The organism is Aulosira sp. FACHB-615 (genome assembly GCF_014698045.1).
GTDB lineage: Bacteria > Cyanobacteriota > Cyanobacteriia > Cyanobacteriales > Nostocaceae > Nostoc_B.
Window position 1 is genome coordinate 115,718 of the sequence record NZ_JACJSE010000013.1, and the last position, 26,236, is coordinate 141,953.

General features: G+C 38.4%; 13 protein-coding genes. 5 read left to right on the forward strand and 8 right to left on the reverse strand.

The features are described from left to right. Nucleotides 1-264: 264 nt before the first annotated feature. Together H6G77_RS20580 and H6G77_RS20585 are read left to right on the forward strand one after the other, a co-directional pair. The gene (locus H6G77_RS20580) at nt 265-468 is read left to right on the forward strand and encodes a hypothetical protein (RefSeq protein ID WP_190592304.1); all 204 of its coding nucleotides are present in this window, start codon (nt 265-267) and stop codon (nt 466-468) included. Nucleotides 469-949: 481 nt separating this feature from the next. Further along, complete coding sequence (locus tag H6G77_RS20585) at nt 950-1,801, forward strand: cyanophycinase (RefSeq protein WP_190872589.1); 852 nt, start codon at nt 950-952, stop codon at nt 1,799-1,801. A gap of 315 nt (nt 1,802-2,116) precedes the next feature. Here the strand turns inward: H6G77_RS20585 and H6G77_RS20590 are convergent, their stop codons facing one another. After that, entirely contained in the window at nt 2,117-2,374 is a 258-nt protein-coding gene (locus H6G77_RS20590; RefSeq protein ID WP_190872590.1) for a hypothetical protein, read from the reverse strand. 835 nt (nt 2,375-3,209) lie between these two features. On the opposite strand from H6G77_RS20590, the gene H6G77_RS20595 reads away from it, so the two are divergent. The 3 genes from H6G77_RS20595 (at nt 3,210) to H6G77_RS20605 (ending at nt 9,698) form a co-directional block, all read left to right on the forward strand. Continuing rightward, nucleotides 3,210-4,004, forward strand: coding sequence for a tetratricopeptide repeat protein (locus tag H6G77_RS20595; RefSeq protein ID WP_190592301.1), 795 nt, complete (start codon nt 3,210-3,212; stop codon nt 4,002-4,004). 206 nt (nt 4,005-4,210) lie between these two features. Further along, entirely contained in the window at nt 4,211-6,934 is a 2,724-nt protein-coding gene (locus H6G77_RS20600) for a CHAT domain-containing protein (RefSeq protein WP_199331577.1), read from the forward strand. A gap of 499 nt (nt 6,935-7,433) precedes the next feature. Then, nucleotides 7,434-9,698 (forward strand): caspase family protein, encoded by a 2,265-nt coding sequence (locus H6G77_RS20605; RefSeq protein ID WP_190872592.1) that lies wholly within the window; start codon nt 7,434-7,436, stop codon nt 9,696-9,698. Between the two features lie 138 nt (nt 9,699-9,836). Here the strand turns inward: H6G77_RS20605 and H6G77_RS20610 are convergent, their stop codons facing one another. The 7 genes from H6G77_RS20610 to H6G77_RS20640 all read right to left on the reverse strand — a co-directional run bounded on the left by H6G77_RS20610 (nt 9,837) and on the right by H6G77_RS20640 (nt 26,175). After that, entirely contained in the window at nt 9,837-15,980 is a 6,144-nt protein-coding gene (locus H6G77_RS20610) for a CHAT domain-containing protein (protein WP_190872593.1), read from the reverse strand. Between the two features lie 21 nt (nt 15,981-16,001). After that, nucleotides 16,002-17,261: a CHAT domain-containing protein gene (locus H6G77_RS20615; RefSeq protein ID WP_190872594.1), complete on the reverse strand. Its 1,260-nt coding sequence runs from the start codon at nt 17,259-17,261 to the stop codon at nt 16,002-16,004. 188 nt (nt 17,262-17,449) lie between these two features. Beyond that, the gene (locus tag H6G77_RS20620; RefSeq protein ID WP_190592296.1) at nt 17,450-17,872 is read right to left on the reverse strand and encodes a peptidoglycan-binding protein; all 423 of its coding nucleotides are present in this window, start codon (nt 17,870-17,872) and stop codon (nt 17,450-17,452) included. 98 nt (nt 17,873-17,970) lie between these two features. Beyond that, a complete protein-coding gene (locus H6G77_RS20625; RefSeq protein ID WP_190872595.1) occupies nt 17,971-20,241 on the reverse strand; it encodes a PhoD-like phosphatase in 2,271 nt (756 codons plus the stop codon). Between the two features lie 108 nt (nt 20,242-20,349). Beyond that, nucleotides 20,350-21,741: a malic enzyme-like NAD(P)-binding protein gene (locus H6G77_RS20630; protein WP_190592294.1), complete on the reverse strand. Its 1,392-nt coding sequence runs from the start codon at nt 21,739-21,741 to the stop codon at nt 20,350-20,352. A gap of 109 nt (nt 21,742-21,850) precedes the next feature. Further along, nucleotides 21,851-23,293, reverse strand: a complete 1,443-nt coding sequence (locus H6G77_RS20635) for a response regulator (protein WP_190592293.1) — start codon at nt 23,291-23,293, stop codon at nt 21,851-21,853. A gap of 50 nt (nt 23,294-23,343) precedes the next feature. Further along, nucleotides 23,344-26,175 carry a hybrid sensor histidine kinase/response regulator gene (locus H6G77_RS20640; protein ID WP_190592292.1) on the reverse strand — a complete coding sequence of 944 codons (2,832 nt, stop codon included), beginning with the start codon at nt 26,173-26,175 and terminating at the stop codon, nt 23,344-23,346. Nucleotides 26,176-26,236: the final 61 nt, after the last annotated feature.

Here is a 26,236-nt window from a genome sequence, read left to right on the forward strand (position 1 = left end):
TAGACTCAATCAATTATTGTAAATTGATTCACATTAGCTTAGGCAATCTGTAACTTTCTTCTTATACTTTGTTAATTTCACCCTAAATCGATTTATTAAGTATTTTCAACTATCTCAGGGCATAAATAAATTTCTGTGGGTTTGACTCAAATCAATAGGATTCTACACGCAATTGGTCAAGATAAAAATATAACCTTTGAAGGGTGCTTTTTGATTCAGAAAAATATATAAGTAGAAAAATAGGGTTAGAGGAGACAGCCAAACATGAATAGCACAAAAGCTGCTCTCAGAGATGAAGTGAGACAACTCGCCGAGGAAGCTTTTCACTGTAAACTGATTTCTGGCTATGGTGATGGCCCAGATATCAACGAATTTCAAATTGTCTATCAAGGTAAACCACGACATTTACCTCTGGAACAAGCGCGTCTATTTTTAGTTAACTTACTTTACAAAATTCGCCCGCAGTAGCAATTTCCCTGAATAAATGTGGAGATTATTATCCACATTTATAGCGTTTTGTGGTTGAGTGCAGTACAAGTTGATAGGGGATAGAGGCTAGATTGATTTACTTCATTGGAATGAAAAACGCTATATAATTTCAGGGCAGTAAAAAAGCCCGTTCGAGAAGAGGGATAAATACATTCTTAATACATTAGTGATTGGTAATTCTGCTAAATAAATTACCAATTACTGCTATGCTTTTCTATCTCTTTGGGTCTTATTGTTGTAGCAATTGTTATGACGAGCATTGAGCGTAGTCGAAAGGCGTATTCTAAATAATTATGTCCACCTACTTATTCATGAGATTTAAGTATACATAGAATTATACAAATTTTAGCTTCTCCTATTAAAAATTAATCTACCAAAGGGCTGATTGGATTGTCGTAATTGTCATGTTTTATTGAAATTAATTAAATTAAATTCTTAATCCGGTTATCCGGGAGGCATTATGACAGAGGCTACACATCAAAGCCAGTTGGTAATTATTGGCGGTGCAGAAGATAAAGAAGGCGATTGCGTGATTCTGCGAGAATTTGTCCGTCGGGCTGGAGGTACAAAAGCCAATATTGTAATTATGACAGCCGCAACCGAATTACCTAGAGAGGTGGGCGAAAATTACATTCGAGTTTTTGAACGCTTAGGTGCAGAAAACGTCAGAATTATTGATACAGAAACTCGTGAAGATGCCTCTTCTTCGACTGCTTTAGAAGCAATTAGTAAAGCAACTGGGATATTTTTTACTGGTGGAGACCAAGCCAGAATTACTAGCATCCTCAAAGATACCGAAATTGATGCGGCGATTCACAAACGTTACGCGGAAGGCGCAGTAATCGCCGGGACGAGTGCGGGTGCGGCGGTAATGCCCGATAAAATGATTGTTGAGGGTGATTCTCAAAGTACACCCAGGATGGAAATTGTGGAAATGGGGCCAGGCCTTGGTTTTCTTCCAGGGGTGGTGATTGACCAACATTTCTTGCAACGGGGACGCTTAGGACGTTTGATTACAGCCTTAGTCCGTGAACCTGCGGTGTTAGGATTTGGGATTGATGAGAATACTGCGATCGCAATCACTGATGACCAAATCGAAATTATTGGTGAAGGTTCAGTCACAATCGTCGATGAATCTGAATCTACATATAACAACGCAGATACAATTCTCCGCGATGAACCTTTAGCAATTTGCGGTGCGAAGTTACACATTTTGCCACATGGTTATAAATTTAACTTAAAAACGCGGCAGGCAATTCTGACTAATGGTGTTGTTGCTAGTGAAGCTGTGAATGAGTCTGTAGCAGTATAGAGATACGGGTGTAGGGGTTTTGAACACCTACACCCCTACACCCTTAATTTTGCATTTTCTTGCGTAAATTCTGATAACTCTAGTCACTGAGTAAATACTATGAGCAAAATGATAGTTAGTTTGAGCGATCGCTAACTTTACAAGTGCTGCACTATGCAACAAAATAAAATCAAAAAAGCAGTGAAACAATGATTAATTTGAGAAATATTTGAATAAGAATTCAGAAGTCAGATATAATATCCCTAAAAAAATTACAAATAAATCTACTCCCTACTCCCCACCTCAATAGGTAAATGCACCTTATTGACTACATATTTATGAATTTGAGGATGGTCTTTCTCTTTCTCTTTCTTTTTCTTTTTCTTTTTCTGTTTTGGATTTTTTGGCTATTTCCATATAGATATTAACTTCACTAACTTCCACATCATGTTCAATTCTCGTTACTTTCCAATTCTCCCTGTTTATGTAAATTTCTTCTCCGATTCGGGGAATAAATTGTAAATCATACAACTTTTTGAGATACTCTTTTTGCTTTTCTTCCCATAAGATGACTTTGACTACATCTCTACTCATAGCTAGGCTGTCCTATTTTGTAACATCACGAAAGTCAGCATTTAATGACATTCACCTTGAAAAGTTTATCTGATCTAACCCATCTCAGAGCGTAGTTAAAACCACATTATTTATAATTTTGATATATAAATAAAAGAGACAAGGAGACAAGGTAGACACGGGAGACAAGGTAGAGATATGTTAATAATTTTTTTAGAATTACTATAGAAAACAAAAAGCGATCAACTTTAGCAGTAAGTAAAGAAGGGAAACCCCAACGTATCAACGGCTAGATGCTTCTTAATTCTATTCGTCGATTTGTAGAAACAATATCCTTTCGACTCAACACTAGCATTACAAGTGTTTTTCACCCCTTGCGAGCCAATTATTGTCCAATTCGAGGGTCTGGTCTGCTTCTTAGGCGGCAATTATAGTCGGCAGTAGGAGTTCAAGGATTTCCCACTCTTCGTCTGTTAGGCTGCTAGAGTACGGCATGACTGCTGGATACTGCTTTTGCGGTAACTGTACTTCAAGACAGTAAAAGATGTCATATCATGTCCGGTTAATCAGTTATGATTCTAGAAATCTGTGCAGAAAGACAAAACTCTTTCTCCCCCTGCCCCCTGCGGGTTTTATGATAAGTCTAATAATCTTTCCCGTGAAGCTAGATATCCGAAATATTGGTGACAGGACTTATACCAGTTTGAATTGAGCGGATAGATGCACTCAACCCTGATTTGTGTGTACACCGTAGACGAGGGAAGGGGAGTACTGAATTCTTAAAATTTATCTCTATATTGGCTAAGAATATCCACCTACGTAATAAATTACAAAAATATTTATATGTAAAAGCACCATGTCTTATCGCGCTATTGGCTTAACGGCACTTACTACACTGGTATTAGCTGTTGGATTGATCCCGGCAAATTCGTTCATCTGGCCATCAACGCAGGTATTGGCACAAGCTCAAAACAGTCAAGAAGTAGAAGCAGACAAATTTTTCAAACAAGGTGTGGAATATTTAAACAATCAAAAAGTACCTGAAGCTAGACAGTCTTTTGAAAAAGCTTTGGCACTGTATCAAGCAGCAAAAAAGCCACAAAGTGAATCAGCAATGCTGTTATTGTTGGGGATTACTTACAACAAAGAAACTAACTATGATGCTGCGATTAATTACTATCAACGCGCTTTAAAAATTGTCCAGCAATTACCAAAACGAGAAAATGAATATGCCATTGTTCGTTTATTAGGTGATACCTATCAACAATCTAAAAACTATCCCCAAGCTATTGCATATTATCAGCAAGCCTTGGTGTTAGCCAGAAAAAATAAAGATACTAAAAATGAAAAAGAATTGCTAGGTAATTTAGGAATTGGTCATATTTTAGTCAAAAACTATGCCGCAGCTATTGAAGTATCTCAGCAAGGTTTAGCACTAGTCAAAAATTTACAAGATAAACCAGGGGCAATGTTTTTTCTAGAAAAATTAGGTGAGGCTCACTATCACTTAAAACAATATGATAAATCTTTAGAGTATGTTCAGCAGAGTTTAAATATTGCCCGCGAGATAAATGATAAAGAAACCGAGTCGAGATTAACTAATATTCTTGGTATTCTTAGTTATGAAAGAAATCAAAACCAAAAACGTTAATTGATCAGCTACTGCACATTTAACTTGCATAATATGGGCAATATACCCACCTTAACTTAAATTCGGATATGCAACCTAAACTTTTTTAGCTGATTACAATAGCAATCCTAAATAAAACACACTCTACCTTGTCCTCCTTGTCCTCCTTGTCCCCCTTGTCCCCCTCTCTACCTATCTTGTTCATATATCAAATGCTAGATAAAAATATGAGCAATTCCCACAATGGGCTACGCTTAAGCAGAATAAATTTAACCGCGTTTATCACCGCCATTTTGACTATTGGGTTTACCCCGTCAAACTTGAATTTAATATTTTTTAATTCACCAGTATTGGCACAAACATCTAATAACAAATCACAACAAGCCAATACATTAATTAGGCAAGCGGCTGCACTTTTAGGTAACAAACAAATCACTTCAGCCAGACAAGCTTTACAACAGGCTTTAAGTATTTATCAACAAGTTAATGACCGCCAAGGTGAGTCTGTTGCTTTGGTATTTTTAGGAATTAGTTATGAACAGGAAAATAACTACAAAACAGCAATTGATTATTATGAAAAATCTTGGCAGATAGTCCAGAAATTACCCAAGCGCCCCAATGCAGGTGAAATTTTAGTTAAGTTAGCCAATGCTCACCGCCTGCAAAAAAACTACAATCAGGCGATACAATATTATCAACAATATTTAGCCCTAGACCAGCAAAATCAAGATAGTCAAAATCGCATAGCCGCCCTTGGAAATTTAGGGAGAACCTACGCAGCCCTGAATAATTTACCACAAGCTCTTGATTATTACCAACAAGCTTTAGCACTTGCGAGAGCTATTAATGACCGTCAAAGTGAGTTAGTCGCACTGTTAAATTTAGGTGAGACTTATCTTAATTTAGAAAACTATGCTGCTGCTATTGAAGTTTCTCAAAAAGGGTTAGTTATTGCTAAAGAATTAACTAATAGTACAGCAGTTATAGATTTTCTGCGATATATTAGCAGTGCCTACTATTTTATTGCTGATTATAATCAAGCAATTCAATACAATCAGCAGAGTTTAGAAATTGCTCGGATAATTCAAGATAAAGATAGTGAACGTCAATCCCTCAACTCTCTTGGTAATATTTACTATTATCTGAGAGATTATGATAAAGCGATTAATTACTATGAGCAAGTTTTGTCTATTGCCCGTTCCCAATCTAACCGCAGAGCCGAGGGATTAGCATTAGGAAATATCGGACTAGCGTATATTAATAAAGGTGAAGCAGCTAAGGCAATAGATTATCTAGAAAAAGATTTGGCAGTATCCAGAATAGTAGGCGATCGCCTCAACGAAAGTCAAACTTTAGGCTACTTGGGCAGTGCTTACCTGCAAGTGAAGAATTATAATAAATCTGTAGAATATTATCAGCAAGCTTTAGTTGCTACCAGAGATGCTAAATATACCAGGGGCGAAGGCATCACACTCTATAATTTAAGTATTCCTTTGATGGAGTTGGGCAAACTCCCAGAAGCAGAAAAAGCCTTATATTCTTCCATTGAAATTTGGGAATCACTGCGCGAAAGATTAGGAGAAAATGATAGTTATAAAATATCATTTTTTGAGCAGCCAATTCAAGCGTATCAATTATTACAAAAAGTTTTAATTGCCCAAAATAAAACGAATGAAGCTCTAGAAGTTTCAGAACGAGGTAGAGCCAGAGCGTTTATAGATTTATTATCTTCCCGCCAGTCAAGGCCTAGCACTCGCGGTAATGCACCACAATTACCAACAATCGCAAAACCAACATTATCGCTTCTCAAACAAATCGCAAAGCAACAAAATGCTACCTTAGTTCAATATTCAATTGATTCTAAAACAACTTCTCGCTTAGGAGCATCAGCAACTCTTGAGCAGGCGCTATATATTTGGGTAGTCAAACCTACAGGTGAAATTACCTTCCGCATAACTGACCTCAGACCCTTACAAGAAAAAGATAAAACCTCTCTTGCAGAATTAGTGACTGTGAGTCGTCAATCAATTGGTGTCAGAGGGCGCGGGGGAATTCAAGTTACTGCTAACCAAAATCCAACCAAAGCCAAAAACTCTTTTAGACAGTTACATGACTTATTAATTAAACCTATTGCCGACCTTTTACCCAACAAAGAAAACGAAAAGGTGGTATTTATTCCTCAAGAGTCTTTGTTTTTAGTTCCCTTTCCAGCACTGCAAGATGAACAAGGCAAATACTTAATTGAAAAACATACAATTCTTACCGCACCATCAATTCAAGTCTTAGACTTAACTCGTAAACAAAAGTTAGCACATCAAAATTCGCGCCAGGGAGAAGTTTTAATCGTGGGTAATCCCACAATGCCAAAAGTAGCTTTAGAACCTGGCAAACCATTGGCACAATTACCAGCTTTACCAGGTGCAGAAAAAGAAGCAAAAGAAATTGCACCGTTATTCAAAACGAAAGCAATTACTGGTAGCCAAGCAACAAAAGCTGCCATTTTACAGCAAATCTCAAAAGCGCGAATTGTGCATTTAGCCACTCACGGTTTATTAGATGATAACCAAGGGTTAGGAAGCGCCATAGCATTAGCACCATCCGGTAAAGATAACGGTTTATTGACAGCAGAAGAAATCCTCAATTTAAAATTAAATGCAGACTTAGTGGTTTTAAGTGCTTGCGACACCGGACGCGGTAGAGTAACGGGTGATGGTGTTATTGGTTTATCTCGTTCTTTAATTAGTGCTGGTGTCCCTAGCGTCATCGTTTCTTTATGGGCAGTTGATGATAACTCGACATCGTTTTTAATGACCGAATTTTATAAAAATCTCCAAAACAAACAAGATAAAGCCACCGCATTACGCCAAGCTATGTTAACAACAATGAAACAAGATAAATATCAAAATCCCTTACATTGGGCTGCTTTTAGTTTAATTGGTGAAGCTGAGTAGATTTTGAAAATTTAAGCCTTTTGTGGGTTATATGTAGCAATCCTAAATGAGTCGTGAAAAACATAGATATGGAAACGAACCGCCAAGAACGCCAAGGACGCAAAGATAAGAAAGAAGAAAAAGATATGGAAATTTTACAAATTATTTAGGACTGCTATATAGGGAAATAATTAACCGCAGATAAACGCGGATGGACGCAGATAAATTTATATAGGACTCATATTTGATTTATGAAAAAAATCAGTACACCCAGGTCAAGCTTCTTTCCTACTCCCTACTCCCCATTCCCTACTCCCTGCCTATCGCGCTTGCGCTGCGCTTCTCTGCGAGACGCTTTGCGAACGCGCACCACACAACTAGATTCAGAAATCAAATCGGATTCCTATAGTTCAGTAAATGAGGAACGCTATCAAATTATCTGGAACATTTTGCATAATCTCACACAAGCTAGAAATACAATTTTTTAAAACAGTTTTAACCTAGATATTTCTTACATCTTATGTCTAATATCAAACGCCGTCATTTTCTGCAATTTTCTGCTTCTACCCTTGCTGCATTGGGTTTAAGCCAATGGGATATTATGCAGCAGGGTAATTATCTGGGTAAAGTCTTGGCACAAAATACAGGGCGTAAACTAGCTTTATTAGTAGGCATTAATGAGTATTCTGAAGATGATGGTTTGTCGCCCCTTTTTGGTTGTGTTACTGATGTCAGGCTACAGCAGGAATTATTAATTCATCGTTTTGGTTTTAAACCCCAAGATATTCTCACCTTGACTGACAAACAAGCTACTCGTCAAGGCATCCTGACGGCGTTTGAAGAACATTTAATTAAACAAGCCAAGCCCAGTGATGTAGTATTATTTCACTTTTCTGGACATGGTACACGAGTCAAAGATCCAGATGGTGATGCGCCAGATGGACTGAATAGTACATTTATTCCGATAGATGGCAAATTACCACCTAACGGACGCGGTTCGGTAAATCACATTATGGGACACACATTGTTTTTGTTGATGTCTGCATTAAAAACCGAGAATGTGACGGTTGTGTTAGATAGTTGTCATTCTGGTGGTGGTAAACGGGGAAATTTGCGCGTTCGTTCGGTGAATGGTGGTACATCACTACAACCCAGTCCCGAAGAGTTGGAATATCAACGCCAATGGCTGAAGCGGCTGGGACTTTCACAGCAAGAATTTATCCAGAAACGCAGACAAGCTGTGGCGAAGGGAGTTGTGATTGCTAGTGCGAGAAGTGATCAATTTGCGGCGGATGCACCGTTTGAGGGCTTTCATGCTGGGGCGTTTACTTATTTGTTAACACAGTATCTTTGGCAACAAGCTGGTAATGAATCTGTAAATAGTGCGATCGCAAATATTGGCCGCAGTACTAAAATATTAGCGAGGGAAAATGGTAATCTCCAAGACCCAGAGTTTGAATTAAATCTTAGCCGCAACAAAAACAACCCACCGATTTATTTTATTCCGATTCAAGCTGTGCCGGCTGAAGCTGTTGTGACTCAAGTCAAGGGTAATCAAGTTCAATTGTGGTTGGGTGGTATAGATCCACAAAGCTTAGAAGCCTTCACAGATAATCCCTTATTTTCAGTTGTCAATCCTCAAGGTGATGAAGTTGGCTTAATCAAATTAGAATCTCGTCAAGGATTAATTGGTAAAGGTACATTAGTTAATATAGGTACACGCTCAACTTTAAAATTACAGCCAGGAAATTTATTACAAGAACGGATTCGCAGTATTCCCAACAATCCTACTTTAAAAATAGGCATTGATGAATCTCTCAATAATAACAATGCCCAGCAAGCCATAAAAGCTCTCAAATCCCTGAAACGTGTTGAACCGCAACTTTTAGGAAAACAATCAGTACAGTATATTCTAGGGCAGATGACTCAGCCTAAATATCAGGAATTACAGAAAAAAGGCATTTCTCAGTTGCCAGAAGTTGGTAGTTTTGGCTTATTTCTCCCTAGCCAAGATGAAATTATTCCTAAGTCTTTTGGTCAAGCTGGTGAATCTGTTACTGAAGCTGTAAAACGTTTACAGCCGAAGTTCAAATCTTTACTAGCTGCTAGAGTAGTTAAGCAAATTTTGGGTAACATTAATTCATCCCGCATCAATGTTGCTGTTTCGATGAATATAGCGGATAGCAATGAATTACTAGCAGAATCTTTCCCAGTTCGTGGATCTATCTCGAAACAGCCAAAACCTGCTATTAAATTTTCTAATTCCGGCTTGACTCAACTTGCTGTCGGCACCAAAATTGCTTTTAAAATTCAAAACAATGAAAATCAACCCATTTATGTCAGTATTTTAGTAATTGATGCGGAAGGAGAAATGACGGTTATATTCCCTAATAATTGGTCTGCCACACAAAATGCGGCTTTAGTAGAAGCACAAAAAACAAAACTCATTCCCCAAACAGATGATGAGTTTATCTTAGCTGTTGATAGACCTTTAGGAATTTCAGAAGCGTTAGTTATTGCTAGTACAACACCCCTGAGAACTTCACTTTTAGCCTTGCAAAAAATTGCTAGTTTAAGAAATGTCGCTAATCGTAGTACTCCTATTGCTGTAACAGATGAAATTTTAGATGTAACCAACAATATATTAGATGATTTAGATGCAGGTACTCGTGGCGGGATTTCTGCACAGCAAATACAATTACCGTCGGGAGTGCGTGGTATTGATAGTAAAAAATTAGCCGCAATGGCTATCTCGTTTGAGGTTGTTGATTCTGAAAATAGCTAATAAGCTGTTCTACATTTAATTTGATGGGAATTCAACAAGTCTGTTTTGACCTCTCCCCTAACCCATTTCCGCATCGGAGAGGGGAAAAATATTGTATGTTTTTAATGAAAAATATACAACCTAGATACGCCAAACAAACTATTCAGATTCACCAATTAAGGTAAATGCAGCCCAATTTTTGGGGAGAGGATATTTCTGCATTGTTGTCAGCATAGCTTTACGTAAAGCAGTCGCTTTATCTTGTTTTTGTTGGATATTTTTATAGAATTCGGTCATTAGAAACGATGTCGAGTTATCATCAACTGCCCATAAAGAAACGATGACACTGGGGACACCAGCACTAATTAAAGAACGAGATAAACCAATTACACCATCACCAGTGACTCTCCCACGTCCGGTATCGCAAGCACTTAAAACAACCAAGTCTGCATTTAACTTCAGATTCAAGATTTCTTCAGCCGTAAGCAACCCGTTATCCTTACCGGAAGGTGCAAGAGCGATCGCACTTCCCAATCCCCGGTTATCATCAAGTAAACCGTGAGTAGCAAAGTGAATAATTCTCGCTTGTGCAATTTTCTGTAAAATAGCTGTTTTGCTGGCTTGCTTACCTGTCAGTGCTTGAGTTTTGAGGATTGCAGCAACATTTTTAGCTTCCTGTTCTGCACCGGGTAAATTATTTAATTGTTCGGGGGGTTTTCCTGGTTCCAACTCTACTTTCGGCATCGTCGGATTACCTACGATCAAAGATTTTGTATTTAAAGCCTCGATATGTCGCTTTTGTTTGGATGTAAAATCTAATACTTGAATTGATGGGGTAGTGAGAATTGTGTGTTTTTCTATTAAGAATTTGCCTTGCTCATATTGCAGTGCAGGGAAAGGCACAAGAAATAACTCACCTTGAGGGATAAAGATAACTCGCTCATCAGGATTACTGGGAAGATGATCTGCGATAGGTTTGATTAATAATTCATAGAGTTGTTGTAAGCGTTTGGGTTGATTCGCTCCCTCTGCTGCTGAAACTTTGATGCTACGAGAATTACGAGTTTTAATATCAATTATGCCCATCGAAAGACGCATTTTCTCAATTAATTGCTTGAGATTTATCTTTTCTTTTTGCCACAAACTTTTTAGGTCTGTACGATGAAAAGATACTTCACCAGTGGGCTTAATAACCCAAATATATAGTTCTGAATCTTGAGTTTGCTGCTTACCATCAACTTTGAATTTATCAGTAATAATCGAATATTGAACGAGCGTTGAATTTTCGCTTTTAGCAATTTGTTTGATTTGTTCAATATTTATTACTGTAACTTTTGATTGCTCTGTTGAATTAGGCGATATTCGTTTATTAAGTAAATCGATAAATGCTCTTGCCCTACCACGCTCAGATATTTCTAAAGCTTCTGCTATTTTATTTTGAGCAATCAAAACTGCTTGTAGCAGGCGATAGGTGCGGGTTTGTTTTTCAAAAATAGAAATTTTTTTGGCATCATCTAATGTTAAACGCAGATTTTCCCAAATAGCGATCGCCTGACGCAAATGTGTCTCCGCTTCAGGTAATTTACCAGCTTGACGCAGAGCATTAGCAAGATTATTTAAAGCATTTCCTTCAGCTTCTTTATCTTCATCTTGTTGTGCTTTCGCTAAACTTTCCTGCTGGAATTCAATCGCCTTTACAGTATCGCCCAGGGCAAGGTAAACATTACCTAACCCTCCTAGTGCTTCACTGGGAATCAATTCAGCAGCTTCTTTGTAATATTGTATTGCCTTATTGTAGTCACCCAATGAATAATAAATATTTGCCAAATTAGCTTTAGTTTTAGCAAGACTAGTAGTATTTTTATCAATGGCTAATGCTTGCGATAGGTCTTGAATTGCTTCATTATATTTAGCTTGAGTAATGTAAAGATTACCACGATTACGTAAAACTTCTGCTTTGAGTTGTGCGTCTTGATTTTGTTCTAAAATTTTCAAAGCATCATTATAATATTTAATTGCTGTTTCATAGTCAGCCAAGGAATTGTAAACATTACCCAGGTTGGCGAGGTTTTTGGCTTGTTTTTGGGCATAGTTGAATTTTTTGGCAATGTCTAAAGCATTATTATAGGATGCGATTGCTTTGGTATAGTCACTGAGACAATAGTGAGCGTTACCAAGTTGTTCAAGAACTATAGCTTGGTTTTCGTTATCAGAGATTTCTTGATAAAGTTTGAGAGCTTTTTGCCAAGGTTCAATTGCTTGGGCGCAGTTAGGGGCAGAAAATTGCAAATCACGCAGTCTATCGGCTTCAGCTTTCGGAGTAGCAGCAATTTTTTCATCCAAGTTCAGCAAGGCTATTTGCTTACCAGATAACTCCCATACTCTTGCAGTTCCATCATCAGAAGCAGTGATGATGCGCTTACCATCGGGACTGAAATTAGCTTTAGTAACATTGCCTTGATGTCCCTTTAGTTCTATTAAAAGTTTACCTGTAGTTTCCCACACACGGGCTATACCATCTGATGAAGCTGTAACTATTAGTTTTCCATCAGGGCTAAAATTGACATCCTTAATATCTCCTTGAGATGTTTGAAATTCAGTTACCAGCTTACCGGAAATATCCCACAAGATAATATTAGAAGATATGGTGATAATTAGCTTGCTGTTAGGACTAAAAATAGCATTGTTGAAGTAATTTTGCTGACCTTTGAGTTCAGCTAATAGCTTACCTGAAATATCCCACACTTGTGGAACATTATTCCAACCTAAAGTAAGAATCAATTGATTATCTGGGCTAAAAATACCACTTTTAAAACCAAGATTATTACCTTTAATTTCAGTAATCAGTTTACCCGCAGTATTCCAAACACGGGCAGTTTTATCATTTGATGTAGTAACAATTAACTTACTGTCTGCACTAAAATTAGCACTGTTAATAGAATTTTGATGACCTTTAAGTTCAGCTACTTGTTTGCCAGTAACATCCCATACTAAAGCAGTTTTGTCGAAAGACACGGTAACAATCAACTTACCATCAGGACTAAAGCTGGGCTTATATCCTCTAAGCTGGGCAAGTTGCTTACCAGAAGTATCCCATAGTATCGAAGTGCCAGCAGAAGAGGTTAGAATTAACTGATTATTAGGGCTAAAACTAGCACTGTTAACACTATGCTTTCCTGTAATTTCAGTCAATATTTTGCCAAAATTATTCCAAACTCTCACAGTCCCATTATCAAAAGCAGTGATAAATAATTTACTGTCAGGACTAAAATTAGCATCATTAACTGTACTGGGATATGATTTAAATTCTGCAATTCTTTTTCCCGAAACGTCCCAAATTTGAGCAATACTCTTAGAGGAAAATTTCTCCACTACAGTAACAATAAATTGGCTGTTAGGGCTAAAAGTTACGCCTTTAATTAAACCTTGATCACTTCTGATTTCCGTAAACTTCTGGCTGGAAATATCCCCTACTAAAGCTATACCTCCAGATATAGCTACAGTCTGCCGACCATCAGGGCTAAAACTAAAAATTTCTATACCTTCAAGTTCTTTGATTAGATTGCCAGAAGTATCCCAGACACTTGAAGAACGTCCTAGATATGAAGTTATAATTAGCTTGCTATCTGGACTAAAATTCACACGGTCGATAAATCCATACTTATGTTTGAGTTCAGTTAATAGCTTGCCAGAAATATCCCACACCCGGACAATTGGTTCATCACTGATAGTAACAATCAGCTTGCCATCAGGACTGAAAACGGCATTTTTAACTTTTTGCTGATGCCCTTTAAGTTCTGCTAAAAATTTACCTGAAATGTCCCATATACGGGCATTTTTATCATCTGATGCAGTCACAATTAACTTACCATCTGGGCTAAAGGTTGCACTATTAACAAGGTCTTTATGTCCTTTAAGTTCTGTCAGTAACTTGCCAGATGTATCCCAAAGTAGGACATTCCTTTCAAAAGATGAATATGTAGTAATAGCCAACTTACCATCAGGACTCAAACTGCCACTGGAAACAGCAATGTCTCTAATATCTTTCAGTTTCGCCAATAATTTACCCGAAGTATCCCACACCGCAGCAAAATCCCAAGATGCGGTGAAAATTAACTTGCTATCAGCACTAAAATATACATTATTGATTTGATATTGATGCCCTGTAAGTTCAGTTAGCAGTTTACCAGAGTTATCCCATATCTGTGCAGTACCATCTTTAGAACCAGTAACAATTAATTTGTTATCCGGGCTAAAACTTACACTAGTAATAACGTTATCTTCATTCCTAAATCGAGGTTTTACTTGTTCTTGAAATGGTTGATTACTAGAGGGTGGTGTTTCTGGTAATTTTGGTGAGGCTGCTAATTTGCCAAAGACATACCATATCCGAACCGTACTATCACGAGATGCCGTGACAACTAGTTTGCCATCTGGACTAAAATTTGCACTAGTGACTTCATGTTGATGACCTTTAAGTTCGGTAATTAGTTTCCCTGAAATGTCCCATATTCGTGCGCCATCAGAAGTTGCGGTAATTAAAAATTTATTATCTCGGCTAAAATCAGCACCGTAAACACGATTTTCATTATACTTTTCAGTCGTCGTATTCGGAAACTCAACTTTTGTGATTACTTTACCCGAAGCATCCCATATCCAAGCACTACCATCATGAGATGCAGTGACAACCATCTTGCCATCCGGGCTAAAATTGGCACTGATAATAGAATACTGTTTTCCTTTTAATTCTAATTGCGTGATTAGTTTGCCTGATTTATCCCATATACGGGCTATGTTGTCAGAGGCAGTAATAATTCGCTTACCATCATAGCTAAAATTGGCACTTTCAACGTTTGCTTGATGCCCTTTGATTTCAGTAATCAGTTTGCCGGAAATATCCCAAATTCTTGCAGTTTTATCTCCAGATCCAGTGATAATTAACTTGCTATCAGGGCTAAAATTGGCACTATTAACAACTTCTTGATGTCCTTTGAGTTCAGTAATTAACTTACCTTTAATGTCCCAAACTCTGGCAATTTTATTCTGGGATGTAGTTACAATTAGTTTACCATCGGGGCTAAATTTAGTAGTCCATACCTCTTGAGGTGCTTTGATTTCAGTGACTAGTTTGCTAGATATATCCCAAATTCTTGCAGTTTCGTCTTGTGATCCAGTAATAATACGTTTACCATCTGGGCTAAAATCAGCACTATTAACTTCACCTTTATGTCCTAGTAATTCTGTCAGCACCTTATTAGATGTGTCCCAAACACGGGTTGTGTAATCAGATGATGCAGTAATAATATGTTTACCATCCTGGGTAAAACTGACACTATTAACACCACCTTCATGTCCTTGCAGCTTGCCTATCAAGCGACCTGAATATTTCCAAATCAAAGCAGTTTTATCAATTGATGCTGTGATAATCTGCTGTCCATCTTTGCTAAAATTCACATTTAAGACACTATCACTATGTGCTTTTAATTCTGCTAAAACTTTCCCAGATAAATCCCAAATACGAGCAGTTTTATCGTCCGAAGCTGTAACAATTTGCTGACCATCTGGACTAAAATTCGCACTCCAAACAGTGTCTTTATGTCCGGTTAATTCTGATATGAGCTTACCTGACAAATCCCAAATTCGTGCTGTTTTATCAGCACTTGTGGTAACAATTTTTTTACCATCTAAACTAAAATTTGCACTGTACACACTACCATTATGGGCTGGAATTTCTCTTAGCTGTTTGCCTGATAAATCCCATAGCCACACAGTTTTATCTGCACCTGCCGTGATTATTTGTTTACTATCAGGACTAAAATTAGCACTATAAACATTACCTTGATGCCCTTTTAACTCAACTAGCTGATTACCTGAAATATTCCAAATGCGGGCAGTAGCATCAAAAGATGCAGTAACAATCAGCTTACCATCAGGGCTAAAATTCGCAGTTTTAACATTGCCTTGATGCCCTACTAATTCTGCTACTTGCTTTCCAGAAAAATCCCAGACACGAGCAGTATTATCAGCACCAGCCGTAACAATTAACTTACCATCTGGACTAAAACTGGCGCTGTTGACGCTACCGTTATGTGCTTTAATTTCTCTTTCCTGGGCGAAGTAATCAACAAAATTACCGGAGACAGCCTCAGTGTGCTGCTGATTTGATGTTTGCGCTAATACTTGGGGCGTAAACAAGAACCCAGAAAAATTTTGCGGCCATGTCGGTGCAATTGTTACGAGAAAAGTATTGAAAGCGATTGAAATAATTTTGCGTAGGCGTAGCTCGTTATGTCTATCGCTCATAATTCTTATCCTCATTTCAAACTACAACAAGCCAATTAAAGTAAAAGCTGCCCAATCTCTGGGGTTTGGGTATTTTTTCTTAGTTTCTAGCATCGCATAACGTAAGGCTGCTGCTTTATCTGGTTTTTCATGGAGTTTTTGATAAAATTTTGTCATTAAATATGCGGTTGATTGATCTGATATATCCCATAAAGAAGCAATCACGCTGGAAACTCCCGCCGATAAGAAAGAACGTGATAAGCCAATTACGCCGTCATTTGTGATTATTCCGATGGCTGTATCGTTGGCACTTAAGACAACTAAATCTGCTGTTAATTTTAATTTTTGAATTTCTGCGGGTGTGAGTAAGCCATCATCTTGAGTGGAGGGTGTGAAAGCTAAACCTTGCTGATTTTTGAGATATGCTTGTGTTGCTAAATGAATAATTTTTGCTTGCGAAATTCGCTGTACAACTGCGGTTTCGGTTGCTGCATTACCTATGAGTGGTTGGGTGTTAAATAATTGTGCGATCGCTTTTGCTTCTTGTTCTGCACCAATTAGCTGAAGCGGTTCTCCTCGATCAGATTGTATTTTAGGATTACCCACTACTAAAATATCTTGTCCGATATTTTGATATTGTTTTTTTCGCTGATAAAGTAAATCTAAGGCTTGAATGGAAGGTGCAGTGGCAATTGTATATCGCTCAATTAAATATTTACCTTTGGCATCTTGTAAGGCAGCAAAAGGTACAAGAAATAATTCGCCTTGGGGAATGAAAATAATATTTGTGTTTGGTTGTTGAGGTAATAAATTTTCAATAGGTTTAATTAATAATTCATGCAATTTTTGGAAGTTATCTTTAAGTTGATTACGTTTGAGATAATTATAATTACCTGTCACCCCAAGAGACAAACGACTTTGAGCAATTAACTCAGACAGAGATGTGTTTTGTTTTTGCCACAATGCTTTAATATCAACCTGACGAAAGGTTATATCTCCTGTAGGTTTAATGACCCAAATATAGAGTTCTGATTCTCTCGTTTGTTTTTTGCCTGCAATCGTAAATTCATTATTAATAATTGAATATTGTATAAGGGTGGCATTTTGTTGTTTAGCAACTTGCCTAATCTGTTCTGTAGCAGAATTAACTGCTAATGTAAACATGCGATCGCCTAATATATTTCCTGGCAATTGCTCTGAAGCTAAAACCTGGTTGTGAGCAAAAATATTGATGGCGATCGCCATCATCATTAGGCAAACTGATGTATTTGTAAAAATTGATGGTGTAAAGTTAATCGACATTTTATCTTTCAAGTAAAAATAATGAGATATTAAATTGTTTTTTATATAAATAGGTAAGAGTAGATGAGTTTATATGCAGTCGCTTATAGAATTGGAATAAAGGCATAAAATCTATAACTCTGTAGAGACATTACATATAACGTCTCTACATTATTCTAAGAATATGCTGCTGTAAGTTTTTAATAGATTTAAATTAACTGTTTGGCTACTCTATCAAGATTTTTGCGAATTTCTAAAGTTGCAACACCAGTAATTGCGCCTTCATCCTCAGCCAAATATTGGGCGGCAAATTTTTTGACTGCGGCTACAGTTCTTGGCCCATAAAAGGGATGATCTTTAGGTAAGTCGGCTTTGACTACTACATTCAATTCATATTGCAAAATTCTGATCACTTCTTCCGCTTTTGCCATTGTTTTTGGCCCGACTATACCATCTACCAACAGTTCATAGTCTGCCTGAAAATTTTTGATGGCTTGTACAGTTTTAATGGTTGTGAGTGGCGAATTATCTTTACTAACTGGAAACCCCTGCCCCAAAGCAGCAAAATCTTGAGCTAGATATCCTAATCCAAATAAAATAGAACGGAATTGAGCATTGTTGTAGGTAATCATATTTACTAAAGCTCCATATCTCCAGGCTGCAAGATTGAATTACTGAGTAATTGGGTTTTATTGGTTAACATTAGCTACACCACCCATTGATGCTATTCCTAATGAAATACATCATGATCAGGTAGCAGTTGAGTTTCAAACCGGGAGTAAACCAGTTCAGTTGTATACCAGGAAGAAAACCAGTATAAATCTTGGATGACTTTATTCGCAAGACTTTCATCGGTTGGTTCAAACTGCACTAATGCTAAATTATTCACGCCTACTACTTCTTTTCCATCTTGAAACCAAGGGGATTTCCAAAACATTAAAAATTGTAGCGATCGCCACTTCGCTTTTTCTGGGCGGTTCCAGGGAGCAATAAAACTTAATACATCAATGGCTAAATTCGCAGTTTGGGTTTTTTGCCGAGGAATTAACTCTAACGCACAACGCCAGTCAGGACGGGACGAATTTTGGCGTTGCCATTTTTTAGCAGCAACTTCCACCATATCAGCAGGATGACTCCAGCCCCACCAATATCGGACTTTTTCTGGTAATAGCCAATTTTTCAATTTGGTGTGAATTAACCGCGTGAGAAATTCTTCATTTTTTAAGGCACTACAGGTTAACTGCACCAATACAGATAACAATTGGGAATCAATATCTTGATGAGATAAACGCACCGCCGAACTATAGTGAATATCTCCCGACAAGACAATGACTTGTTGACGTTGGGTAAATAATGTTGTGAGAAATTGCGCCAATGCTTCTGTATGAATATTCCACGCATCACCCACATCTGTAGAAAAAACCTTATCGTTTTTTAAATGCCAATGATGCACCCAATCAATCACTTTTAAGCCAAAGACATTGGTAGGTGCAATCACAAATGTGGCGGGAATATTAGTTTTTGCTTGTAAAGGTGTCAGTAGTTGTTGTTTTACCGCCTGGGGTGATAATAACCTGGGTGGGGCGATGGGTTTCGCGTCGGCTGGATAACCCCGCCAAGTCCGGGTATCGAGAACAATCACTTCATGAATTGGGCTGCGGATGGTGTAATGCCAATTGAGGGATTGGGGATGTCTGGCTAAAACTAATGTGGAATCATCTTGAGCAAAAGTTGGTAAGCCTGTGAGAGAATCGGTATCTGGCAGACCAAGATAAAGGGCGATCGCTTGATCGGCATAACTATCTGTACCGTGGGAAGCTGACCAAATTTCCGCCGCCGCCAGCAGTTTTTCCCCAGATTCCCCAAAGGCAAATTGTTCAGGTGTATTTCCCCAAGCTTGAAACACGCTGTAAGCTAACAGGGCATTCTGCACCACCCGCCGCCCCAAAGGTTTGCCCAAAACGCGCAAACACCAAGCTTGATTCAAATTCCAGTCATCGCTAACATCGTGGTCATCAAAAATTGTGTAGGTGGGAATATTCGCCAAAGCACGGCGAACTTTTCCCAAAGTATAAATAAATTGTTGTAAATCTTTGACTTCTCGATTCCAGTTTTTGATACCTTGGCGATCGCTAGTTACTTCTGTTCCTTGAGGAAATTTCCGCGGCCAGCACACAGGCGACCAAGTTAATAAATAAGCCGCGTAATATTCCCCCAAACTCAGCAGATGGCTGTTAACTTTACTATATTTGTTATGCAATCCGGCGGTGAAACCTGCTTGTTCTGTTGCGACTTCCGCCCGTTGTCTGGTAGGTAATTCCTTGGGAGTACAGGAAATTGGGCTGACAGGTAACTTTTCTTCCCAACCCAATAAAATATCACCCAAATGAGTCGCCACCCATAAGGAAGGATCAGCAACATCATCACCATAAATTTGGTCGCCTGTGAGAAACAATTGCTGGGGGCGGTGTTGGGGTTGAGTTGCTGTATTTGCAATTAAACTATCAAGAATTGGTAACGCATCCAAACCATGTCCATGCGGTTTGCGACAAGAAGCGTGGACAATTTTTAAATCTTGCAGACGACTGGGAGGTAAAACAAAGGTTGGTTGTTGATGGTCAAAATAACTAATGCTATCTGCGGCAAAATTCTCAGAACTTAATGCTTGGGATAAAGTTTGCTGTTCTGTATCACAGATAAATTGTAAGGTGTAGGCGTAGATGCGATCGCCCAGCAGATGATTTTCATCGTGACATTCAGCCGTTACCGCCACAACATGCAGATATTCACCCAAAGCAACTGTAGCGCGTTCTCCAGTAAACAAACAATTCCCTAGAGTTGCGCCTTGATTTGTTGTTTCATAAATTTTCAGTTCTACCCGACAAGACTGCTTGAGGGCTATCCATACCGTCACGGCTGTTGATTCGGTATGTTGTAGCATTGGCCCTGCCAAAATTAGCGGCAGTTCGGTGATGAACTCGCTTCCAAAAGGATACTGCATGAGTGAATTTTATCTGCGTGTATCTGCGTACATCGGCGGTTAATTTGTTCCCCTCTTGTTTCCGATTTCTGGGAGATAGGCAAGCTGCCTATCCCACAAGAATTATACTCAACTCTTGGCAATACCTTCTTGACGTGCTGCCCTTTGTACAGCCGCCGCCACAGCCGGGGCGACACGGGTATCAAACACAGAAGGAATAATATGTTCAGGACTCAAATCGCTGGGGTTGACTAAAGAAGCGATCGCACTGGCCGCTTCTAAGTACATTGTGGTTGTAATTTCTTTAGCACGACAATCTAAAGCACCCCGGAAGACTCCCGGAAAAGCCAACACATTGTTAATTTGATTGGGGTAATCACTGCGTCCTGTCGCCATTACCGCCACAGTTTTGCTCACTAATTCTGGCTGAATTTCAGGAATGGGATTGGCCATGGCAAACACAATGGGATCTTTCGCCATTGCTTGCACCATTTCTGGGGTTAATACGCCAGGGGCGCTAACACCAATAAAGACATCTGCACCTTGCATTGCGCCGGCTAATGTTCCTTGGGCTTTGACGGCAAATTCTTGTTTTTCTTCTGTCAAGTCAGTGCGGTGAACAGAAAGAATACCTTTAGAGTCACACATCAAAATGGTTTGCGCCCCAGCTTTCCGCAGTAACCGCGCGATCGCCACACCCGCAGCGCCCGCACCATTAATTACAATGCGGATATCTGCCATTGATTTGTTAACTAATTTCAGCGCGTTATATAATGCTGCTAAAGTGACAATCGCTGTGCCATGTTGGTCATCATGGAATACTGGGATATCTAATTCCTGACGCAATCTTTGTTCAATTTCAAAACAACGGGGCGCAGCAATATCTTCTAAGTTCACCCCGCCAAACACAGGCGCAATTTGCTTCACCGCCTGAACAATCTCATCGGTACTTTGGGTAGCTAGACAAATAGGAAAAGCATCGATACCAGCAAATTCCTTAAATAGCATAGCTTTGCCTTCCATCACAGGTAAAGCCGCCGCCGGGCCGAGATTACCCAAGCCCAAAACTGCACTACCATCGGTAACAATGGCGACAGTATTTTGTTTAATTGTCAGATTGTAAACTTCTTCTGGGTTGGCGGCGATCGCTTTACAAATCCGCCCCACACCAGGAGTATAAGCCATTGCTAAATCAGAAACACTTCTTAAGGCAATACGGCTAGTGATGCTAATTTTGCCACCACGGTGTAAATTAAAGGTGCGATCGTAAACATCGATCACCTTAATGTTTGGTAGTTCTTTGATTGCTTGGACAATGGTTTCAGCATGTTCTGTACTAGCTGCATCTACGGTAATATCGCGCGTAGATTCTTGACGGGTTTGTTCAATTAAATCTATTTGCCCCAGATTACCACCACTGGTTGCGATCGCCTGTGTCACCGATGCTAACATCCCGACGCGGTTGGGAATTTGCAACCGCAGAGTCAAACTAAAACTGGAATTAGGAGTTAGGTCTGCCATTGTAATTTTGCAATAGTGAATTTTAGATTTTATATTGAATCGCTGAGTAAAAATCTAGACTAAAACTAAAATCTACAAAGACTCTAACGTTTCCTAACCTAATCATTGACTAAAAGTTCAACATCACAGGTACGGCAGAACCGACAACTTTTTGCTTAACTAAGCCTGTATGACAAACTTGTGGCTGTTGAATGGGTATTTCCACTATAAATTCTGCTCCTTGCTCTGGATGGGAAATACAGCGCAAACTGCCATAATGTAGTTCAGTGATAATTTGATGACTAATTGACATTCCCAACCCTGTACCCTTACCCGCAGGTTTGGTTGTAAAGAAAGGGTCGAAAATTCGTTGTTGAATATGTTCTGGTATTCCTAGACCATTGTCAGCAATTCTAATAATAATGCGATCGCTGTCTACCACCTCGGTATGAATCCGAATCATCGGTGATGGTACATAACTCGGATAATGTTCCATCGCTTCTGTTAAAGCATCAATGGCATTACTCAAAATATTCATAAACACCTGATTCATTTTGCCGGGATAGCACTCTACTTTGGGCAGGTTGCCATATTCTTTGACTACTTTAATGTTTGGCTGTCCTGGTTTTCCGTCTAGGTGTCGCTTGAGAATCATGAGTGTACTATCTATACCCTCATGAATGTTTACCACTTTGACTTCTGCTTCATCGTGGCGGGAGAAGCTACGCAAAGATTTAATAATGTCACAAATTCTCTCAGTCCCAACTTCCATTGAAGAAAGAATTTTTGGTAAGTCTTCTAGCAAATATTCTAAGTCTATGTCTTTAGCTTTGGCTTTAATCTCCGGGGTAGCGCCAGGTAATTGCTTTTGATAAAGTGCCACTAATTCCAGCAAGTTCTGGGTATAGCGACTGACATAGTAAAGATTGGCGTGGATAAAGTTCACGGGGTTATTAATTTCATGGGCTATACCCGCTACTAGTTGACCTAGAGTGGCTAACTTTTCTGACTGCACCAGCTGAACTTGAGCTTTTTCTAAGGTGCAAAGTGCGTCAGTAAGTTTTTGGGTACGTTCCAATACCCTTTGTTCTAATTCTTGAGTTAATTTCTGTAAAGCTGCTTCGGCGATCGCCCTTTCTTGGATTTCTTGTTGGAGACGGAAATTTTTCTCTGCTAGTGCTGAATTCAAGTTTCGCAAATTCACATGGATTTGAACCCGCGCCAACACTTCTGCTTGCTGAAATGGCTTGGTAATATAATCAACAGCACCTAAAGAAAGGCCTTTCACCTTATCTACCGTATCGCTCAAAGCAGTCATAAAAATGACAGGAATATCTTTTGTCTGTGGATTTTGCTTGAGTCGGTAGCATGTTTCAAATCCATCAATCCCCGGCATCATCACATCTAATAAGATTAGGTCTGGTGGATCATATTCAATTTGTTCAATAGCACTTTCTCCACTGGTGGCGACTGCAACTTCAAAACCAGCGTCAGTCAAAGCTTCCGAAAGTACTTCTAAGTTGGTAGGCGTATCATCTACAATTAAAATTAAATTGGTTTCTTGAGTCTGCACAATTCTTCCCCTGATACTTATTCAAATTTTGATGGAGTGAGGAATTTTTATTAATAATTTATTTGCGATATTCTTTCGAGAAACTCTCTAATTTCCTTAACTTGGAACCCTTGAGCTAGATGATTCACATACTGCACAAAAGCAATATAACGTTCATCCATTTTCTCTATATTTTCTAAATGTTTAGAAATAGCTTTTATCCGACCTTTTAGAGCTAATTCCTTTAAATAATTCAATTCTACTAGAGGTGGCGGAATAATTTCAGATTCATTTTGTTTGTGAGATCCGATTATATTAACAGGTGCGATCGCCTCGACAGTTTTTTCTTCATAAATCCATTCCAAGCGTAAATGTTTCTCTAATTGATTGAGTAGTTCAGGCAGTTGGACAGGTTTAGCTAAAAAGTCATCTGCACCTGCATCAAAGCTTTTTTGTTTATCATCATCAAAGACACTAGCTGAAGAAACTATCACCTTCAAATTTTGCCATTCTAAAGATTCTCGTAAATTAGATAACATCTGATATCCATCCATTACCGGCATACAAGCACCTGTAATAATTAAGTTTGGTTTAAATTCTGTGGCTTGTGCTAAAGCAGTTTGACCATTTTCTGCTTCTACTAATTCAAAACCAAATACTTCTAATAAACTAACAAATACAGAGCGATTTTCCGCAACATTATCCACTATTAATATTTTCTTTTTCTCTCCTTTATAACCAATGATTTTTCGGCTTTGGTAACTTTGAGATATATCAATCCATTCTTGAGCTTTGGCTATTTTTAAATCAAACCAAAATATACTTCCCTGACTCATTACACTTTTAACTTTTAAATCACCGCCCATGATCGAGAGAATTTTATGACTAATTGCCAAACCTAAGCCTGTACCTTCTGATTGTTTTTTAATACTACCTGCTTGCTCAAAAGGTAAAAATATTTTCTCTAGTTCTTCAGATTTAATTCCTATACCAGTATCTTCTATTTGGAAGCGAATTTTATAAGTGGTTGTTGGTGGTATATTTATATCATCTTGGGAAAATTGATGTCCAGGAAAAATAACTTCTACTTTAAAAATTACTTTGCCAGTCTCGGTAAATTTTATAGCATTACTTAACAAATTAATCAGAACTTGCCGTAAACGTTTTTCATCTGCTTCGATAGCGATTGGCAGATGTTCATCGAATTGATAGACAAATTCAATTCCTTTTTGTTCGGCTTTAATCAGACAGATTTCAGCAACGGCTTGGAGAAAGGAAAGAAAATTAAATTGTGTCGGCTGTAGTTCTAATTTTCTCGCCTCAATTTTAGAAAGGTCAAGGATATCATTAATTAAAGTTAATAGATGAGAAGCACATTGATGAATAATATTGATGCCTTTTATTTCTTTTGCTGTGAGATTTTTGGAACCTTGTAAAATTTGAGCATAACCGAGAATTCCATTTAGGGGTGTACGTAGCTCATGGCTCATATTAGCGAGAAATTCGCTTTTGGCTTTATTGGCACTATCAGCACTTTCTTTTGCTTCCCTGAGTTCTTTGGTGCGATTTTCAACTCGAATTTCTAGTTCTTCATTGGTTTTAGATAAAGCATTAAAAGACTCGCGTAGCTGAGTAGCCATCATATTAAAAGATTGTGCTAAAATTTGCAGTTCTTCAACTTGAGATTCCTGAACTTTTTGGTCTAGTTTACCATTGGCGATCGCTTCTGAAGCTTGACTTAATTGCAGAATTGGTTGCGTAATCCATTCAGATGTATAAACCCCAAGAATAATTGCTAAACCTAAAGCTAATAAACACAACAGAATCGTTGTATGAGTATTAGCATTAATTTGCGCCATGAAATCCTCTTCAGGAACCACAACCACCATTAACCAATCAAGTCCCCATTCATCGCGCCAAGGAGTAATCTGGACAAACTGGCGTTGACCCTGGAGTAAAAAATCCATTTGCTGAGAATCACTAATTTTCTCAAAACTGCCAAAATGTGTCGTCAAATAGTTAGCAGTGGCTTTGATGAGTGGATCTTTACTCTTGGATGCTAATAGGCGTTGCGGTTTTTGATTTTGAAGGCTGAAGGGTTGTTCATCACTTGAACTAGCAATTAATAGACCATTATGTTCAATAATAAAAGTTCTACCAGTTTGGCTAACTTTCAACTGACCTAAGAAATCACTAATTTGGGAAAGACGTTGTTCAGCCGCAATGACACCAAGCAGTTTTTTCTTCGAGTCATAAATAGGATGACTAGCGGCAATCGATAAGTTAAAAGGTGGAACTAACCAGTTATAAACGGGACTCCAAGTTGGTTTACCTTGGTTGGCTGCTTCTGCATACCAACCTTCATTTTTAGCAATAAATTCTCCATTATCTTGAACAATTTTAATTCGGTTTCCTTGATTATCAGTTGACCAACTATATAAATGATTACTACCTTGATAATTGTTAGGAGCTAATTCATCAATAGTAATGCGATGATCACCAAAAAGATAGCCAGTTGCAATGTAATCACCTGTTTGGAAACCTAAAAGTATATAGCCAATATTAAATGATTTCAGCCGTCTCCAGAAAAATTTTCCCAGTTGCTGTTTGTCTTGCAAATCTAATAAGCCCATCTCAATTACATCGGAAGTGAGTATAACTACTTTTTGCGGAACAAGCATATAACTATCTAAATGTTGGTCTATGCGTCCACTGACTTCAGTTAGTAATCGACTTGCTAATTCGTTTACAGCTTTTTGACCATTGCGTAATGACAGATATCCTGTTAGTCCTACAGCTGTAATCACTTGCAGTACAAAAGGCACAACCAGAATCAAACGTAATGAAATTTTTTGAGATTTGCCGTCTTGAGGAATTTTTCTAGAGAGCAGCTTAGATGACATAGAAGAATCTAGGTTGATTACAGAATATACTAGTGTCGTCAGTCAATGGGCAGAAAAAATA

Excerpts from the sequence above, each read along its gene's own strand:
- H6G77_RS20630 (WP_190592294.1), bottom strand. The coding sequence starts at position 21,741 with ATGGCAGACCTAACTCCTAATTCCAGTTTTAGTTTGACTCTGCGGTTG.
- H6G77_RS20620 (WP_190592296.1), bottom strand. The coding sequence starts at position 17,872 with ATGATTACCTACAACAATGCTCAATTCCGTTCTATTTTATTTGGATTA.
- H6G77_RS20580 (WP_190592304.1), top strand. The coding sequence starts at position 265 with ATGAATAGCACAAAAGCTGCTCTCAGAGATGAAGTGAGACAACTCGCC.
- H6G77_RS20640 (WP_190592292.1), bottom strand. The coding sequence starts at position 26,175 with ATGTCATCTAAGCTGCTCTCTAGAAAAATTCCTCAAGACGGCAAATCT.
- H6G77_RS20595 (WP_190592301.1), top strand. The coding sequence starts at position 3,210 with ATGTCTTATCGCGCTATTGGCTTAACGGCACTTACTACACTGGTATTA.
- H6G77_RS20610 (WP_190872593.1), bottom strand. The coding sequence starts at position 15,980 with ATGAGCGATAGACATAACGAGCTACGCCTACGCAAAATTATTTCAATC.
- H6G77_RS20585 (WP_190872589.1), top strand. The coding sequence starts at position 950 with ATGACAGAGGCTACACATCAAAGCCAGTTGGTAATTATTGGCGGTGCA.
- H6G77_RS20615 (WP_190872594.1), bottom strand. The coding sequence starts at position 17,261 with ATGTCGATTAACTTTACACCATCAATTTTTACAAATACATCAGTTTGC.
- H6G77_RS20590 (WP_190872590.1), bottom strand. The coding sequence starts at position 2,374 with ATGAGTAGAGATGTAGTCAAAGTCATCTTATGGGAAGAAAAGCAAAAA.
- H6G77_RS20625 (WP_190872595.1), bottom strand. The coding sequence starts at position 20,241 with ATGCAGTATCCTTTTGGAAGCGAGTTCATCACCGAACTGCCGCTAATT.
- H6G77_RS20600 (WP_199331577.1), top strand. The coding sequence starts at position 4,211 with ATGAGCAATTCCCACAATGGGCTACGCTTAAGCAGAATAAATTTAACC.
- H6G77_RS20605 (WP_190872592.1), top strand. The coding sequence starts at position 7,434 with ATGTCTAATATCAAACGCCGTCATTTTCTGCAATTTTCTGCTTCTACC.